Below are 14,762 nucleotides of genomic sequence, written 5' to 3'. Positions count from 1 at the left end.
GACTCCTACAATCAGGCGAACAGTTCTTCAACTGTCAGGCCACGCTTGGCAGCAATTTCCGCAGGGGTTGAAGACTTCTTCAACGCATCCAGTGTGGCACGCACCATGTTGTAGGGGTTGGTCGAACCGTGGCTCTTGGCCACGATGTCGGTGATACCCACCACTTCAAAAACTGCGCGCATCGGGCCACCGGCAATGATGCCGGTACCCTTGGGGGCAGGAGCCAGCATGACGCGGGCTGCGCCGTGCTGACCGGTCACGCCGTGGTGCAGGGTGCCGTTCTTCAGGGACACCTTGACCAGGTTGCGACGGGCTTCTTCCATGGACTTCTGCACAGCCACGGGCACTTCCTTGGATTTGCCCTTGCCCATGCCGATGCCACCATCGCCATCGCCTACGACTGACAAAGCAGCGAAGCCGAGAATACGACCACCCTTGACCACCTTGGTGGTGCGGTTGACGTGGATCATCTTCTCTTTCATGCCGTCATCGCGGCCTTCTTCCTGCACTTTGGTTTGATTTCTTGTCGCCATACTTGCCCCAATCAGAATTGCAGACCTGCTTCACGCGCAGCTTCGGCCAAGGCCTTGACACGGCCGTGGTACGCGAAACCTGCACGGTCGAATGCCACCTTCTCGACACCGGCAGCCTTGGCTTTTTCGGCAATGCGCTTGCCAATGGCAGTCGCAGCGTCCACAGTGCCACCCTTGATCGACGCACGCAGTTCGGCTTCGAGGGAGGAGGCAGTGGCAACGACACGGGAACCATCTTCCGAAATCACCGTGGCATAGATATGCTGGTTGGTGCGATTGACGGTCAGGCGTGCCACGCCTTGCTGGGCAATGCGAATGCGGGTTTGACGCGCACGGCGCAAACGTTGTTCTTTTTTGTTCAACATTTCTCAGACCCTTACTTTTTCTTGGTCTCTTTGATAATCACGCGCTCGTCGGCATAGCGGATGCCCTTGCCCTTGTAAGGCTCGGGCGGACGAACGGCGCGCACCACGGCGGCGAACTGACCCAGCACCTGCTTGTCCGCACCCTTGAGCAGAATTTCTGTCGGGGTGGGGGTCGCAGCGGTCACGCCTTCGGGCAGGTCGAAATCGACGGGGTGAGAGAAACCAACGGAGAGGTTCAGCTTGCGGCCATTGACGGCTGCCTTGTAACCCACACCGATCAGGGTGAGTTTTTTCTCGAAGCCCTTGGTCAGGCCGACCACGCTGTTGTTCACCAACTGGCGCAGGGTTCCGGCGAGGGCATTGGCTTCACGCGATTCGTCGGCGGGAGCGAATTTCAACACTCCGGCTTCCTGGGTGATCGTGACCAGTGGATTCTCTGCAACGCTGAGGTTGCCAGCAGAACCCTTGATCGCAATTTCCCCATTGTTGATGGTCACTTCCACGCCAGATGGAATGACGACGGGCAATTTTGCTACTCGGGACATTTGACGTATTCCTTCATTCCTGGGCTTATGCTACATAGCACAGCACTTCACCACCCACGCCCGCAGCACGAGCCTTGCGGTCGGTCATCACACCCTTGGGGGTCGTGACGATGGCCACGCCCAGGCCGTTCATGACCTGGGGAATGGATTTGCTGGGCTTGTACACACGCAGACCAGGCTTGCTGACGCGCTCGATGCGCTCGATGACGGGACGGCCAGCGTAGTATTTCAGATCGACGCGCAGATCGGACTTGCCGTCTTCGCTGGTCACTTCGAAACCTTCGACATAGCCTTCATCCTTGAGCACCTGAACAATCGCCACCTTCAGTTTGGAAGAGGGAATTGTGATGGATGCCTTGGAAACCAGTTGCGCATTGCGGATGCGGGTCAGCAGGTCGGCAATGGGATCGCTCATACTCATAATCTGTTACTCCTGTCGGCTTACCAGCTTGCCTTGATGACACCGGGGATATTGCCCGAAAGCGCGAGTTCGCGAACCTTGCCACGGGCCAGACCGAATTGACGGAAAGTGCCACGGGGACGACCGGTCAGTTCGCAACGGTTGCGCTGACGGGTGGGGTTGGCGTTGCGAGGCAGTTTCTGCAAAGCCTGACGCGCCTCGAAACGCTCGTCGTCGCTGCGCTTGACGTCGTTGGCAATGGCCTTCAGCTCAGCGTGCTTGGCCGCGAATTTTTCAACCAGCTTCTTGCGCTTGAGTTCACGTTGAATCAAAGCTACTTTAGCCATGCTTTACCTCAATTCTTGAATGGGAAACGGAAGGCAGACAGCAGAGCCTTGGCTTCCTTGTCCGTCTTGGCGGTGGTGGTGATGCTGATGTTCAGACCACGCAGGGCATCGACCTTGTCGTACTCGATTTCCGGGAAGATGATCTGCTCTTTGACACCAATGTTGTAGTTGCCACGGCCATCGAACGCCTTGCCGGAGATACCACGGAAGTCACGCACGCGGGGCAGCGCGACGGTCACGAAGCGATCCAGGAATTCGTACATGCGCGCACCGCGCAGGGTCACCATGCAGCCAATGGGCTGGCCTTCACGAATCTTGAAACCGGCGATGGCCTTGCGGGCCTTGGTCACGACGGGCTTCTGGCCAGCGATCTTGGTCAGATCGGCGACGGCGTTGTCCATGATCTTCTTGTCGGCCACGGCTTCACCCACACCCATGTTCAGGGTGATCTTGGTGATGCGGGGCACTTCCATGGTGGACTTGTAGCCAAATTCCTTGGTCAGGTCGCCCACGACTTTTTCACGATAAAAGTTTTGCAGTCTTGCCATGTCATGCCACCTTGATTGCTTCGCCACTGGAACGGAACACGCGCACGCGTTTCTGACCCTTCTCAGCAGAGAGATCCACCTTGAAACCCACGCGATCGGCCTTGCCGGTGGCGGGGTTGAAAATTGCCACATTGGACTGGTGAATCGGAGCCACCTTGGTGATGATGCCACCAGCCTCACCCTTCATCGGGTTGGGCTTGACGTGCTTTTTCACCAGGTTGATGCCTTCGATCAGCAGATGCTCTTCACCGGAACGGGAGAGCACCACACCACGCTTGCCTTTGTCACGACCGGTCAATACGATGACTTCGTCGCCTTTGCGAATCTTGTTAGCCATGAAACACCTCAGATCACTTCAGGAGCCAGCGAAACGATCTTCATGAAACGCTCGGAGCGCAATTCACGAGTGACCGGCCCAAAGATACGCGTACCAATGGGTTCCAGCTTGGCGTTGAGCAGCACGGCGGCATTGCCGTCGAACTTCACCAGGGAGCCATCCTGACGGCGGATGCCCTTGGCGGTACGCACCACCACAGCGTTGTAGATCTCGCCTTTCTTGACGCGACCGCGAGGCGCAGCCTCTTTGACGCTGACCTTGATAATGTCACCCACGCTGGCGTAGCGACGCTTGGAGCCACCCAACACCTTGATGCAAAGCACGGACTTCGCACCAGTGTTGTCGGCTACATCTAACCGAGATTCTGTCTGGATCATTTCTTTAAATTCCCAACTTATCCTGCGCTTATGACCTGATGGACATAATTGCCGCGCAGATCACACAGTCAGTCTTGGACCCGTCACCATTTGTCGTGCGCAAGTGGCACTGCAAATGTTGTTTGGGGAGATAAACACCTATAAAAGGTGAAGCTAGCAATTATGCGACAAAAGAACAGCCTGCGTCAAGCAGGCCGTGACATTTTTATCGCATGGCCGTTCATGCCAACTGGTAGCGTGTCGCCAGCGCGCTGAAGTCCTGCGCCTGCCGGGCGGCATCGGTGTGCAGCTCATCGGCCACGATATCGGCCACCGGCTGGGCCAGTTGCGTGGCAGCGACGGCATCCAGGAACAGCAGTCGGCTGCGCCGTGCCAGCACATCTTCGACGGTGCGGGCGTATTCGTGGCGCACGGCAAAGCGCACCATTGCTTCCGTCAGGCCGGTTTCGGTATGGAGTGTGTGGTCGTGCCCTGGCAGGGTCTGCACGAAGGCGGCTTCTGTGCCATAGGCGGCCAATGCCACAGGAATACCATCGGCAGGCGATGGGCCAGCCACAGGCGCACCCACCATCGGCAGGCTGGCGGTGGTGCAGGCGGGAATGGCTACCGGAACCAAACCGGCCATCTGGCATTGGTAGAGCACGTCTTCGGCCATGGCGCGGTAGGTCGTCCACTTGCCGCCGGTGACGCTGACGAGCCGGTTGGCAGCGATTTCAATGTGGTGCTGGCGGCTGATCTGGGCGGTATGGGCTGTGGCACTGGCCGTCGGTCGCACCAGCGGGCGCAGTCCCGCCCAGACGCTGCGCACATCGGCACGCCGGGGGGCGTGGCGCAGATAGCGTCCGGCTTCGCGCAGGATGAAGTCGATTTCTGCGGGGTCAGCCTGCGGCTCCAGTGGCATGTCTTTCCGGGGGGTATCGGTGGTTCCGAGGATCACCTTGCCTTGCCAAGGCACGGCAAAGAGGATGCGGCCATCGCGCGTCCTGGGGATGAGCAGGGCATGTTCCGATGGCCAGAAACTGCGATCCACCACCAAATGCACGCCCTGGCTGGCGGTGACCAATGGCGGCGTGGATACGCGACGCGACGCATCGGCATCGCGCTGATTGCGCAGGGCATCAACCCAGACACCGGTGGCATTGACCACACAGGCGGCACGGCAGTCCAGCCGCTGGCCAGTTTCGGCATCGACGGCCTGTACGCCACATGCCCGGCCCTGGGCATCGTGCAACAAAGCCTCGACGCGGCAGTGGTTGAGCAGCAATGCGCCGTGACGGGCCGCCGTGCGCGCCAGTGCCAGCGCGAGCCGGGCATCGTCAAACTGGCCGTCCCAATACTGCACGCCACCCCGCAGGCCACTTGCCTGCACATTGGGAACCATGTCGCGCACCTGTCGGGCCGAAAGCAGGCGTGTGCCGCCCAGCCCATCCTGCCCGGCCAGCGTGTCGTACATGGCGAGTCCGGCTCCGTAGAGAGCCATTTCCGCCAGCCCATAGCCGGGCATGACGAAGGAAAGCGGCGCAGTCAGGTGCGGCGCGTTGCGCAACAGGGCCGCACGTTCGTGCAGGGCTTCGCGCACCAGTGCAAGATGCCCTTGTGCCAGATAGCGCACGCCGCCATGCACCAGCTTGGTGGCGCGGGACGAGGTGCCCTTGGCAAAGTCGTGCGCCTCCAGCAATACGACGCGCAGGCCACGCACGGCCGCATCGAGGGCAATGCCCAGGCCGGTGGCTCCACCACCGATGACCAGCAGATCAACCTGTTCGCCGCTCGCCAGCCGCGCCCACAGGGCAGTGCGATCTGTGGTGGCAGGCGAGTGGCTGGGTGCGTATTCAGGCATGGGAATTTTCCGCTGCCCACTGCGCCACCGCGCTGGCGTACAGGCAGATGGAAGCCGCGCTGGCAACGTTGAGCGATTCCTGTCCGCCCGGCTGTGCAATGCGCACTGCGGTGTGTGGCAGGGCGGCAAGGGCATCGGCCACGCCCTGCCCTTCGTGCCCCAGCACCCAGGCGCAGGGCCAGGGCAGACTTTGCTGGTGCAGGTAGCGGCCCTGGTGGGAGCTGGTCAGCAGCAGTGGCATCTGCAAGCTCTGTACCGCCTCCAGCTCTTGTTGCTCGACCAGATGCAGCGAAAAATGCGCGCCCATGCCCGCCCGCAGCACCTTGGGCGACCACAGTCCCGCCGTGCCTTTCAAGGCCAGCACCTGCCGGAAACCGAAAGCGGCCGCCGCACGCAGAATCGCGCCGACATTGCCCGCATCCTGCAAGCGATCCAGCACCACGGTGGGCTGGTCGGGCAGCACCGCTTCGCTGGCTGGCAGTGGCAGCACGAATGCCAGTGGCACGGGCGATCCCATCGGGCTGATGTCGGCAAACAGGGCATCGGGCACAACCACGGTGTGGCGGCTGGCCACGCCGTGCAGCCAGTGCGGCAGCCCGCCGCTGGCATGGAGGCTGTGCCCCAGCACCACCGTATCGACCGGCAGGCCGCGTTGCGCCACCACTTCGCACAGGTGCTCGCCTTCCAGCCACACCTGCCCTTGCTTGCGGTAGGCGTGGTTGTCCTGCGCCAGCTTGCGCCAGAGTTTCACCGAGGCGTTGTCGCGCGAGTGAATGCTGTCCAGACGGGGCTGGCGGTTCATGGCGGTCAATGCAGGAAGTGGCGCACGCCGGAGAACACCATGACCACACCGCGCTCGTTGGCCGCGTCGATCACTTCCTGATCGCGCATGGAGCCGCCGGGCTGGATGACGCAGCTTGCACCCGCATCCACCACCACGTCCAGCCCGTCGCGGAACGGGAAGAAGGCATCGCTGGCCACGGCCGTGCCTTGCAACGAGAGCTTGGCGTGTTCGGCCTTGATGCTGGCAATGCGGGCGGAGTCGAGGCGGCTCATCTGGCCTGCGCCCACGCCCATCGTCATGCCATCCTTGCAGAACACGATGGCATTGCTCTTGACGAACTTGGCCACTTTCCAGGCAAACAGCAGGTCTTGCAGTTGTTCGGGGCTGGGCTGTTGGGCCGTCACCACCTTCAGGTCGGCCTGTTGCAGCACATGGTTGTCGGAGCTTTGCACCAGGATGCCGGAGCCAACGCGCTTGACTTCCTGGGCGTTGCGGCCATTGCTCCAGGGGGTGTCACCACCTTGCGGCAGGGCGATTTTCAGCAGGCGTACATTGACCTTGGCCTTGAAAACGGCGAGGGCTTCGGGGCTGAAGTCGGGGGCGATCAGCACTTCGACGAACTGCTTGGAGACGGCCTCGGCAGTCTGGACATCGACCGGGCGGTTGAAGGCAATGATGCCACCGAAGGCACTGGTGGGGTCGGTCTGGAAGGCCTTGGCATAGGCTTCGTGTGCACCGGCACCGACTGCCACGCCACAGGGGTTGGCGTGCTTGATGATGACGCAGGCGGGCACGTCGAAACTCTTGACGCATTCCCAGGCGGCATCGGAGTCCGCAATGTTGTTGTAGCTCAGTTCCTTGCCCTGCAACTGCTGCGCCGTCACCAGCGAGCCGGGAGCAGGATAAAGGTCGCGGTAGAAGGCCGCCTGCTGGTGCGGATTTTCGCCATAGCGCAGGTCTTGCAGCTTGATGAAGCTGGCGTTGGACTGGCCGGGGAAGGCACTGCGGGCGGGGGCATAGCTTTCGCTGTCGATCTGGCTATCGTCCAGCTCCACGGCCGAGAGGAAGTTGCTGATGGCTGCGTCGTACTGGGCAATGCGGTTGAACGCCGCCACAGACAGGGCGAAGCGGGTTTTGGCGGTGAGTGCGCCTGCCTGGAGTTCGGCCAGTACGGTGGCGTACTGGCTGGCATCGGTAATCACGCCCACGTCCTTCCAGTTCTTGGCGGCACTGCGCACCATCGCCGGGCCGCCGATGTCGATGTTCTCGATGGCATCGGCCAGCGTCACGCCGGGCCTGGCCACAGTGGCCTCGAACGGGTAGAGGTTCACGACCAGCAAATCGATGGTCTCGATGCCGTGCTCTTTCAGGGCTGCCACATGGCTGGGCAGATCGCGCCGCGCCAGCAGGCCGCCGTGAATCTTGGGGTGCAGGGTCTTGACGCGGCCATCGAGCATTTCGGGGAACTGCGTCACTTCGGCCACTTCGGTGACGGGCAGGCCTTTTTCGGCCAGCAGCCTGGCGGTGCCGCCCGTGGAGAGCAGGCGCACGCCCAGTGCGTGCAGGGATTGGGCAAATTCCACAATGCCGGTCTTGTCGGAAACGGAAATCAGGGCAGTCTTGGAGGACATGGTTATGACAGATGATGGAAAAAAGTGGGTTGAAAAAAGCGGTGTCAGCGGCGACCCGAAAGCACGATGCCACCCAGAATGCAGGCCATGCCTAGGGCATGGTACAGGTGCAGGGTTTCGCCCAGCAGCAACACCGAGAGAATCGCGCCGAACACCGGCATCAGGTGAATGAACGCGCCCGCGCGCGCCGCGCCCACCTGCGCCACGCCGTGGTTATAGAGCAGATAGGCGAGTACGGACGGAAAAATGCTGATGTAGGCCAGAGCCGCCAGTGAACGGCCATTCCATTGCGGCACAGGCCCGGCGCGCATTTCCCACAGGAAAAACGGCAGCAGCACCAGCAGGCACAGCAGAATCTGCACCACCAGCAAGGCCATGCGGTTGATTTGTGGCGGAATGCCGCGCAACCACAGGGTATAGACGGCCCAGCCCGTCACCGCCGCGAACACGATCAGATCCCCCTGGCCGAATGCCAGATTCCACAGACGCGACCAGTCGCCATGCAGGATGATGCCCAGCACCCCGGCAAACGACACCAGCAAGCCCAGTGCCTGGCTCCAGCGCAACTTCTGTCCGTAGAACAGCACGCCCAGCAACACGATCAGGATGGGAATGAAGGAATTGAGCAAAATGCCATTGGTGGCCGTGGTGCTGCGCAGGCCCGTATAGACCAGCGTATTGAAGGCGGCCACGCCCACCACCGACACCCCGAGAATGCGCCAGCGGTGCTGCCAGTAGAGCGCGCGGTGCTGCTGCCAGTCGCGCAGCAGCGGACGCAGGGCAAACGGCAACAGAAAGAACAGGGCCAGCACCCAACGCAGAAACGACAGCGTCACCGGCCCCACCAGGCCGCTGACGGCACGGCCCACGATGAAGTTGCCCGCCCAGAACAGCGAGGGCAGACAGAGCACCAGCAGCAGACCAGGGGTCAGTGCAGGCGCAGGTGTTGGGGAAGAGGCAAACATGGTGGATGGCAAGGGCATCAGCCCCTGTTGCGCCGCGATTCCAGCACGCCGTGCTCCAGCAGCTTCTTGCGCAGTGTGTTGCGGTTCAGGCCCAGCCATTCGGCGGCCTTGGACTGGTTCTGGTCGGCTTGCAGCATGACCTCTTCCAGCAGGGGTTTTTCCACCAGCCGGATGACCATCTCGTACACATTGCTGGGCACTTCCCCGCCCAGATCATGGAAATAGTTTTGCAGGCTCACCCGCACACATTCTTCAATATTCATACTCATACACCACACTCTCGTTCATCGGCGGCAGGCACTGCCAGTGCCCCCTGCCCGTGCTCCACAGGCCAGCAGACGCTCTGCTGTGCCAGTTGCCCCAGAAAATCGGCCACGGCCTGCCACTGCTGCTGGCAGTCTTCCACGGCATTGATGCTGCGCCGGAAATCCTGCGCCCCCGGCACATCGGCCAGATACCAGCCAATGTGCTTGCGAGCGGTACGCACCCCGGCATACTCGCCATAGAGCTGGTAGTGATCCAGCAGGTGCGCCAGCAGCCATTCGCGCACCTGCCACACCTCCGGTGCGGCAGGCACAACCCCAGTGGCCAAGAAAGCGGCAATTTCCTGAAAAATCCACGGCCTGCCCTGTGCGGCACGCCCCACCATCACGGCATCGGCTCCGGTGGCCTGCAACACGGCCTGCGCTTTCGCACCACTGTGCACATCGCCATTGGCCACCACCGGAATGCCCACCGCCTGCTTGACGGCGGCAATGGTTTCGTATTCTGCCGCACCGCGATAGCCCTGCTCCCGCGTGCGTCCATGCACCGTGAGCATTTGCACCCCCAGCGACTCGAACACCCGCGCCAGAGCCACGGCATTGCGATGCTGCTGCGACCAGCCGGTGCGCATTTTCAGCGTCACCGGCACGCCATGCGGCTGGCAGGCCTGCACCACGGCAGCCACAATTTCAGCAGCCAGCGGCTCATTCTGCATCAGGGCCGAACCCGCCCATTTGTTGCACACCTTCTTGGCCGGGCAACCCATGTTGATATCGATGATCTGCGCGCCCCGGTCGATGTTGTAGCGTGCTGCATCGGCCATCATCTGCGCATCCGTGCCGGCAATCTGCACCGCAATCGGCCCCGGCTCGCCATCGTGGTTGGCACGGCGGGAGGTCTTGAGGCTTTGGTACAGATCGGGCTGCGAAGTCACCATCTCGCTGACCGCATAACCGGCCCCGAGGCGACGGCACAGCATACGAAACGGCCGGTCGGTCACACCCGCCATGGGCGCAACAAACAGGCGGTTGGGCAATTCCACCGTCCCGATGCGCATTGCCGACAAGCCTTCCCACACCATGATCCGCTGCTTTCTCCGGGCACAGCAACCCATGCTGCGCCAAAAATAAAAGCGCGTACCGGGTACGCGCTGTATGCTGGCATTTTCTGCGTTTCTGCAAAAAATGCAGGTGCTATTGTAATGCCTGTTTTTTGTGCAAAATCACCAAACCCTGAAAATTCAGCGCGACTTTTTGGTTCGCAGCCCGGCGATCTCGACGCTGCCATCCCCGCATTCGCCCCCTTCTTCCGAAGGAATCCACAGGGCCACCTCCTTCAGCCCGAGGCGAATCATGCCCAGTTTTTCGGCCGCGCCCCGGCTGACATCGATGATGCGATTGCCCGCATACGGCCCCCGGTCGTTGATGCGCACCAGCACCTCATTCCCGGACACCAGACTGCGCACGCACACCTGCGTGCCGAACGGCAGGGTCTTGTGCGCTGCCGTCATCGCGTTCATGTTGTAGCGTTCGCCATTGGCCGTCATGCGACCGTGGAACTTGTCTCCGTACCAGGAGGCACGGCCGGTTTGCAGCAAATCCGAACGCAAGCCCAATGATGCCGAAGCCTTGGCAGTCGCCTTGGATACAGCACGGGCGGCAGATGGCGATGCCGTGCGCGCACGCTCTTGCTCGACACTGCGCAAGCCCAGGTGGCTGACCGTGCTTCGAGCCTCCGGCTCCAGGTCCGAGGGTATGCTCAGGGTGCGGTCACTCTGCAACCGCGCCTGCGCCAGAGCAGCCTGCACCAAAGGGCTGTACTGTGGCACGGCAGGAGCCAGTGCCGTCTCCTCACGCACATGGGCATCATCGGCATCATCGGCATCATCGGCATCATCGGCAACAGCCTGCCGGGCAGGCACTGGCGCGGGGGCTTTTTTTCCCTCCACAGCAGTGGGCTGCGTGGCATCGGTCACGGTGCTCAGGGCCTGGCGACCATCGGGCACACTGACGCTACAGGCACTCAGCCCCCAGCCCAGCACGGCGACCATCGCCATCCGCGCAATCCCCCAATGGCCACTGCCGTGCCCCCCACCCTGCACGGCTTTCGTACCGTTCTGACTGTATGCGTCTTCTGTGTGCAATGTCGGTTCCTTTCAAATAGCCAGGGCGTGTCATCATTGAGATTCACCCCCGCGCCAATCCCAGCCGTCGCAATACGCCCAGCGTGGGTTCGCTCTGGTTCATGGTGTAGAAATGCAGCCCCGGTGCGCCACCGGCCAGCAGGCGTTGGCACAGACCGGCCACCACGTCCTCGCCAAATGCCTTGATGGAAGCCGTGTCGTCCCCAAACGATTGCAGCCGCAGACGCACCCAGCGCGGCACTTCCGCGCCACAGGCATCCGAGAAGCGCAGCAGGCTGCTGGCACTGGTAATGGGCATGATGCCCGGCACAATCGGAATCTCCACCCCCAGCTTGCGCACATCATCGACAAAGCGGAAGTACGCATCGGCATTGAAGAAATACTGGGTGATGGCCGAATCCGCCCCGGCCCGGGCCTTGATGGCGAACGCATTCAGGTCCGACTGGGGCGAATGCGCCTGCGGGTGGGTTTCGGGGTAGGCCGCCACTTCAATATGGAAATCGCCACCCGTCTCGGCCCGAATGAACTCCACCAGATCGCTAGCGTAATGGAACTCCCCGCCCATGCCGTAGCCGCTGGGCAAATCACCGCGCAACGCCACCAGCCGCCGCACGCCCATTGCCTTGAGTTCTGCCAGCTCGGTACGCACCTTGTCCCGATTCGCGCCGATGCAGGAAAAGTGCGATGCGGCACTCCCCCCCTCGGCAATGATCTGCGCCACAGTGCTGAACGTACCCGCCTGGGTGGAGCCGCCCGCGCCATAGGTCACCGAGCAGAATTCCGGCTGCATGGCATACAGGCTGGCACGCACTGCACGCAACTTCTCCACGCCCGCCGCCGTTTTGGGCGGGAAAAACTCCAGGCTCAATGCCGGAGCACTGCCAGCTTGCGTCATCACAACTTCCTTGCAAAAACAAAAAATTCGCGGTTGCCATCTCCACCGGTAATCGGGCTGGGCAACCATTGCAATACATTCAATCCCTGCTCGGCACAGGCAGCGCACACGCGCTGCTCTACCTGAGCGTACAGGGCGGCATCGCGCACAATGCCGCCCTTGCCGATCTGGCCGGGTTGCAGCTCGAACTGGGGCTTGACCAGCATCAGCAGCAGCGTGCCCGCATCCACCGTCCGGGCAATCGCAGGCAACACCAGCGTCAGTGAGATGAATGACAGATCGCTCACCACCAGCATGAAACCAAGGCTTTCCAGATCAATCGAGGCGCGATTCAGTTCCCGCGCATTGATTTTCTCCAGCACCGTCACACGCCCGTCCTCGCGCAAGCGCGGGTGAATCTGCCCCTGCCCCACGTCCACACCGGTGACATGCGCAGCACCCTGCTGGAGCAGGCAGTCGGTGAAGCCGCCGGTGGACTGACCCACATCCAGGCAACGCCAGCCTGCCACATTCAGCCCCAGAGCCTGCAAGGCACCTTCCAGCTTCAGGCCACCACGCGAGACATAACGCGTCTCGGCGGTGTCACGCAACTGCCATTCGGCGATTTCGGGCACGTCCTCGCCGGTCTTGCGCACCGTCTGCCAGGCAGGCGCGCCGGGCAACCGCCAGCAAACCCCGGCGGCAATCAGCCGCTGCGCCTGGGAGCGCGTCTGTGCCAGCCCCTGCTGCACCAGCAACTGGTCAGCCCGCATACCTTGCCCCGCAATCTGCCATGCCACCCATCATCCCAGCGAAAACAGGCTGTTGAGTGCCCACATGACGATGCCGGCAACAGTTCCAGCATCGTCGTTCTCCTTGATGTGAAAAAACTGCCACCGGTTCGGTTCCAGCCCGGCACGGCAGCTTGGGAACCGTGGCACCCATCAGTAACGGTAGGTATCGGGCTTGTACGGCCCTTGCTTCTGCACCCCGATGTAGGCAGCCTGCTCATCGGTCAGCACTGTCAGTTGCGCCCCCAGCTTGGAAAGCTGCAAGCGTGCGACGTGCTCGTCCAGAATCTTCGGCAGCACATACACTTTGCCTGCCTGATACTGGTCGGGCTTGGTGAACAGTTCGATCTGCGCCAGCGTTTGGTTGGCAAACGACGAACTCATCACATAGCTGGGGTGGCCGGTGGCACAGCCCAGATTGACCAACCGCCCCTTGGCCAGCAGCGTGATGCGCTTGCCATCCGGGAAGATCACATGATCGACCTGGGGCTTGATTTCCTCCCACTGGTACTGCTCCAGCGAAGCCACGTCGATCTCGTTGTCGAAGTGGCCGATGTTGCAGACAATCGCTTCGTTCTTCATCGCCACCATGTGCTCGTGGCGAATCACATCTTTGTTGCCGGTGGTGGTCACGAAGATGTCGGCCTTGTCAGCGGCATATTCCATCGTCACCACGCGGTAGCCTTCCATCGTCGCTTGCAGGGCGTTGATCGGGTCGATCTCAGTCACCCACACCTGTGCCCGCAGGGCCGACAGAGCCTGTGCGCAGCCCTTGCCCACGTCTCCGTAACCGGCCACCAAAGCCACCTTGCCCGCAATCATCACATCGGTGGCACGCTTGATGCCATCCACCAGCGACTCGCGGCAGCCATACAGGTTGTCGAACTTGCTCTTGGTCACCGAATCGTTCACGTTGATGGCACGGAACCGCAGCGTGCCCTTGGCGGACATCTCATTGAGGCGGTGCACGCCGGTGGTGGTTTCTTCCGTGACCCCGATGATTTCGGCACTCTTGCGGCTGTACCAGGTGGCATCTTCGGCCAGTTTGGCCTTGATGGTGGCGAACAGCACGCGCTCCTCCTCGCTGCCGGGATGGGCCAGCACGGAAATATCCTGCTCGGCACGCTGCCCCAGGTGCATCAGCACCGTCGCGTCGCCGCCATCGTCCAGAATCATGTTCGGGCCTTCACCCGCCTCGCCCTGCGAGCCGAACTCGAAAATCCGGTGCGTGTAATCCCAGTATTGCTCCAGCGTCTCGCCCTTGATGGCAAACACCGGCGTGCCTTTGCCGCCATCGGCACCATTGAGGGCAATGGCCGCTGCTGCGTGGTCTTGTGTGGAAAAGATGTTGCACGAGGCCCAGCGCACCGTCGCGCCCAGGGCTTGCAGGGTTTCGATCAGCACCGCCGTCTGGATCGTCATGTGCAGACTGCCGGTAATGCGCGCGCCCTTGAGCGGCTGGCGCGCGGCATATTCCTCGCGGATGGCCATCAGGCCGGGCATTTCGGTTTCGGCGATTTGGATTTCCTTGCGGCCCCAGGCGGCCAGAGCCGGGTTGGCAATGACGCTGTGCAGCGCGGTTTCCTGGTGAGAATGGGCATTCATGGCAAAACTCCAGACAGATGCAAGATGAACAAGCCGCTGGCATGGCAACGCAAAAAAAGCCCACCACGCACTGCGGATGAGCGTCGTTGCCAATGTGCGCATGGACAGGGCCACCTGCCGCACAACCGGCATGTACACCTGACCTGAGCCACCCCGAGCCTCACATGCCGCGCAATATCCATTGCTGCGCCCATGTTGCAACGCTCCTCGGGAAGCCGCCATTATAAGGAAAACCATTTCATTACCGAAAACACGCGCAGCGAACCTGCCTTGTCCACTCTGTGCGAATGGTTGCCAACGCCCGTAAATGTCTCTTATTTTCAACAAAAAAACACATAAAAACAAGAATCGTTTTTATTATTTATGCCTTTTTTGTCACAATGGCGGCGCATTTCCCATGCGGTACTGCTTCC

Annotated in this window: 18 protein-coding genes and 1 riboswitch; all 18 genes read right to left on the bottom strand. The window is 61.5% G+C overall.

Annotated features, from left to right (window positions below; translation table 11 throughout):
• Positions 1 to 11 precede the first annotated feature (11 nt).
• Positions 12 to 533: a 30S ribosomal protein S5 gene (gene rpsE / locus BUE21_RS07955; RefSeq protein ID WP_073356155.1), complete on the bottom strand. Its 522-nt coding sequence runs from the start codon at positions 531 to 533 to the stop codon at positions 12 to 14.
• 11 nt (positions 534 to 544) lie between these two features.
• Positions 545 to 898 carry a 50S ribosomal protein L18 gene (rplR, locus tag BUE21_RS07950; RefSeq protein WP_073356154.1) on the bottom strand — a complete coding sequence of 118 codons (354 nt, stop codon included), beginning with the start codon at positions 896 to 898 and terminating at the stop codon, positions 545 to 547.
• An 11-nt stretch (positions 899 to 909) separates the two neighbouring features.
• Positions 910 to 1,443, bottom strand: coding sequence for a 50S ribosomal protein L6 (rplF, locus tag BUE21_RS07945; RefSeq protein WP_073356153.1), 534 nt, complete (start codon positions 1,441 to 1,443; stop codon positions 910 to 912).
• A gap of 25 nt (positions 1,444 to 1,468) precedes the next feature.
• Positions 1,469 to 1,864, bottom strand: coding sequence for a 30S ribosomal protein S8 (gene rpsH, locus BUE21_RS07940; protein WP_073356152.1), 396 nt, complete (start codon positions 1,862 to 1,864; stop codon positions 1,469 to 1,471).
• 20 nt (positions 1,865 to 1,884) lie between these two features.
• Positions 1,885 to 2,190, bottom strand: a complete 306-nt coding sequence (gene rpsN, locus BUE21_RS07935) for a 30S ribosomal protein S14 (protein WP_073356151.1) — start codon at positions 2,188 to 2,190, stop codon at positions 1,885 to 1,887.
• Positions 2,191 to 2,198: 8 nt separating this feature from the next.
• Positions 2,199 to 2,738 (bottom strand): 50S ribosomal protein L5, encoded by a 540-nt coding sequence (gene rplE, locus BUE21_RS07930; RefSeq protein ID WP_073356150.1) that lies wholly within the window; start codon positions 2,736 to 2,738, stop codon positions 2,199 to 2,201.
• Between the two features lies 1 nt (position 2,739).
• Entirely contained in the window at positions 2,740 to 3,075 is a 336-nt protein-coding gene (rplX, locus tag BUE21_RS07925) for a 50S ribosomal protein L24 (protein WP_073356149.1), read from the bottom strand.
• An 8-nt stretch (positions 3,076 to 3,083) separates the two neighbouring features.
• Entirely contained in the window at positions 3,084 to 3,452 is a 369-nt protein-coding gene (gene rplN, locus BUE21_RS07920; RefSeq protein WP_073356148.1) for a 50S ribosomal protein L14, read from the bottom strand.
• 220 nt (positions 3,453 to 3,672) lie between these two features.
• Positions 3,673 to 5,292 (bottom strand): glycerol-3-phosphate dehydrogenase/oxidase, encoded by a 1,620-nt coding sequence (locus tag BUE21_RS07915; protein ID WP_073356147.1) that lies wholly within the window; start codon positions 5,290 to 5,292, stop codon positions 3,673 to 3,675.
• Positions 5,285 to 6,094, bottom strand: coding sequence for a TrmH family RNA methyltransferase (locus BUE21_RS07910; RefSeq protein ID WP_073356146.1), 810 nt, complete (start codon positions 6,092 to 6,094; stop codon positions 5,285 to 5,287). The genes BUE21_RS07915 and BUE21_RS07910 overlap by 8 nt, the downstream gene beginning before the upstream one ends.
• 5 nt (positions 6,095 to 6,099) lie before the next feature.
• Positions 6,100 to 7,707 carry a bifunctional phosphoribosylaminoimidazolecarboxamide formyltransferase/IMP cyclohydrolase gene (gene purH / locus BUE21_RS07905; protein ID WP_073356145.1) on the bottom strand — a complete coding sequence of 536 codons (1,608 nt, stop codon included), beginning with the start codon at positions 7,705 to 7,707 and terminating at the stop codon, positions 6,100 to 6,102.
• A gap of 44 nt (positions 7,708 to 7,751) precedes the next feature.
• Complete coding sequence (locus BUE21_RS07900) at positions 7,752 to 8,672, bottom strand: DMT family transporter (RefSeq protein ID WP_073356144.1); 921 nt, start codon at positions 8,670 to 8,672, stop codon at positions 7,752 to 7,754.
• Between the two features lie 17 nt (positions 8,673 to 8,689).
• A complete protein-coding gene (locus BUE21_RS07895) occupies positions 8,690 to 8,941 on the bottom strand; it encodes a helix-turn-helix domain-containing protein (RefSeq protein ID WP_073356143.1) in 252 nt (83 codons plus the stop codon).
• Positions 8,938 to 9,993 carry a tRNA dihydrouridine synthase DusB gene (dusB, locus tag BUE21_RS07890; RefSeq protein WP_073356142.1) on the bottom strand — a complete coding sequence of 352 codons (1,056 nt, stop codon included), beginning with the start codon at positions 9,991 to 9,993 and terminating at the stop codon, positions 8,938 to 8,940. Before dusB ends, BUE21_RS07895 begins: the two co-directional genes overlap by 4 nt.
• A gap of 183 nt (positions 9,994 to 10,176) precedes the next feature.
• Positions 10,177 to 10,992, bottom strand: coding sequence for a septal ring lytic transglycosylase RlpA family protein (locus tag BUE21_RS07885; protein ID WP_143164462.1), 816 nt, complete (start codon positions 10,990 to 10,992; stop codon positions 10,177 to 10,179).
• Positions 10,993 to 11,122: 130 nt separating this feature from the next.
• The gene (gene metF, locus BUE21_RS07880; RefSeq protein ID WP_073356140.1) at positions 11,123 to 11,974 is read right to left on the bottom strand and encodes a methylenetetrahydrofolate reductase [NAD(P)H]; all 852 of its coding nucleotides are present in this window, start codon (positions 11,972 to 11,974) and stop codon (positions 11,123 to 11,125) included.
• Entirely contained in the window at positions 11,974 to 12,726 is a 753-nt protein-coding gene (locus tag BUE21_RS07875; protein ID WP_073356178.1) for a TlyA family RNA methyltransferase, read from the bottom strand. Before BUE21_RS07875 ends, metF begins: the two co-directional genes overlap by 1 nt.
• Before the next feature lie 171 nt (positions 12,727 to 12,897).
• On the bottom strand, positions 12,898 to 14,349 hold the full coding sequence (gene ahcY / locus BUE21_RS07870; protein ID WP_073356139.1) for an adenosylhomocysteinase: 1,452 nt from the start codon (positions 14,347 to 14,349) through the stop codon (positions 12,898 to 12,900).
• Positions 14,350 to 14,420: 71 nt separating this feature from the next.
• Positions 14,421 to 14,564: riboswitch (S-adenosyl-L-homocysteine riboswitch) on the bottom strand.
• Positions 14,565 to 14,762 lie beyond the last annotated feature (198 nt).

This window comes from Lampropedia hyalina DSM 16112, assembly GCF_900129055.1.
Classification (GTDB): Bacteria; Pseudomonadota; Gammaproteobacteria; order Burkholderiales; family Burkholderiaceae_C; genus Lampropedia; species Lampropedia hyalina.
The sequence above is the reverse complement of the archived record's forward strand: the minus strand, read 5'-3'. Positions and strand labels throughout refer to the sequence as shown.

What these genes read in the sequence shown, in the direction of transcription:
- BUE21_RS07875 (WP_073356178.1), bottom strand. Translation starts at nt 12,726, where the DNA reads ATGCGGGCTGACCAGTTGCTGGTGCAGCAGGGGCTGGCACAGACGCGC.
- rpsE (WP_073356155.1), bottom strand. Translation starts at nt 533, where the DNA reads ATGGCGACAAGAAATCAAACCAAAGTGCAGGAAGAAGGCCGCGATGAC.
- BUE21_RS07885 (WP_143164462.1), bottom strand. Translation starts at nt 10,992, where the DNA reads ATGGCGATGGTCGCCGTGCTGGGCTGGGGGCTGAGTGCCTGTAGCGTC.
- rplE (WP_073356150.1), bottom strand. Translation starts at nt 2,738, where the DNA reads ATGGCAAGACTGCAAAACTTTTATCGTGAAAAAGTCGTGGGCGACCTG.
- ahcY (WP_073356139.1), bottom strand. Translation starts at nt 14,349, where the DNA reads ATGAATGCCCATTCTCACCAGGAAACCGCGCTGCACAGCGTCATTGCC.
- rplF (WP_073356153.1), bottom strand. Translation starts at nt 1,443, where the DNA reads ATGTCCCGAGTAGCAAAATTGCCCGTCGTCATTCCATCTGGCGTGGAA.
- rpsH (WP_073356152.1), bottom strand. Translation starts at nt 1,864, where the DNA reads ATGAGTATGAGCGATCCCATTGCCGACCTGCTGACCCGCATCCGCAAT.
- rpsN (WP_073356151.1), bottom strand. Translation starts at nt 2,190, where the DNA reads ATGGCTAAAGTAGCTTTGATTCAACGTGAACTCAAGCGCAAGAAGCTG.
- rplR (WP_073356154.1), bottom strand. Translation starts at nt 898, where the DNA reads ATGTTGAACAAAAAAGAACAACGTTTGCGCCGTGCGCGTCAAACCCGC.
- dusB (WP_073356142.1), bottom strand. Translation starts at nt 9,993, where the DNA reads ATGCGCATCGGGACGGTGGAATTGCCCAACCGCCTGTTTGTTGCGCCC.
- BUE21_RS07900 (WP_073356144.1), bottom strand. Translation starts at nt 8,672, where the DNA reads ATGTTTGCCTCTTCCCCAACACCTGCGCCTGCACTGACCCCTGGTCTG.
- rplN (WP_073356148.1), bottom strand. Translation starts at nt 3,452, where the DNA reads ATGATCCAGACAGAATCTCGGTTAGATGTAGCCGACAACACTGGTGCG.
- BUE21_RS07895 (WP_073356143.1), bottom strand. Translation starts at nt 8,941, where the DNA reads ATGAGTATGAATATTGAAGAATGTGTGCGGGTGAGCCTGCAAAACTAT.
- rplX (WP_073356149.1), bottom strand. Translation starts at nt 3,075, where the DNA reads ATGGCTAACAAGATTCGCAAAGGCGACGAAGTCATCGTATTGACCGGT.
- purH (WP_073356145.1), bottom strand. Translation starts at nt 7,707, where the DNA reads ATGTCCTCCAAGACTGCCCTGATTTCCGTTTCCGACAAGACCGGCATT.
- BUE21_RS07915 (WP_073356147.1), bottom strand. Translation starts at nt 5,292, where the DNA reads ATGCCTGAATACGCACCCAGCCACTCGCCTGCCACCACAGATCGCACT.
- metF (WP_073356140.1), bottom strand. Translation starts at nt 11,974, where the DNA reads ATGACGCAAGCTGGCAGTGCTCCGGCATTGAGCCTGGAGTTTTTCCCG.
- BUE21_RS07910 (WP_073356146.1), bottom strand. Translation starts at nt 6,094, where the DNA reads ATGAACCGCCAGCCCCGTCTGGACAGCATTCACTCGCGCGACAACGCC.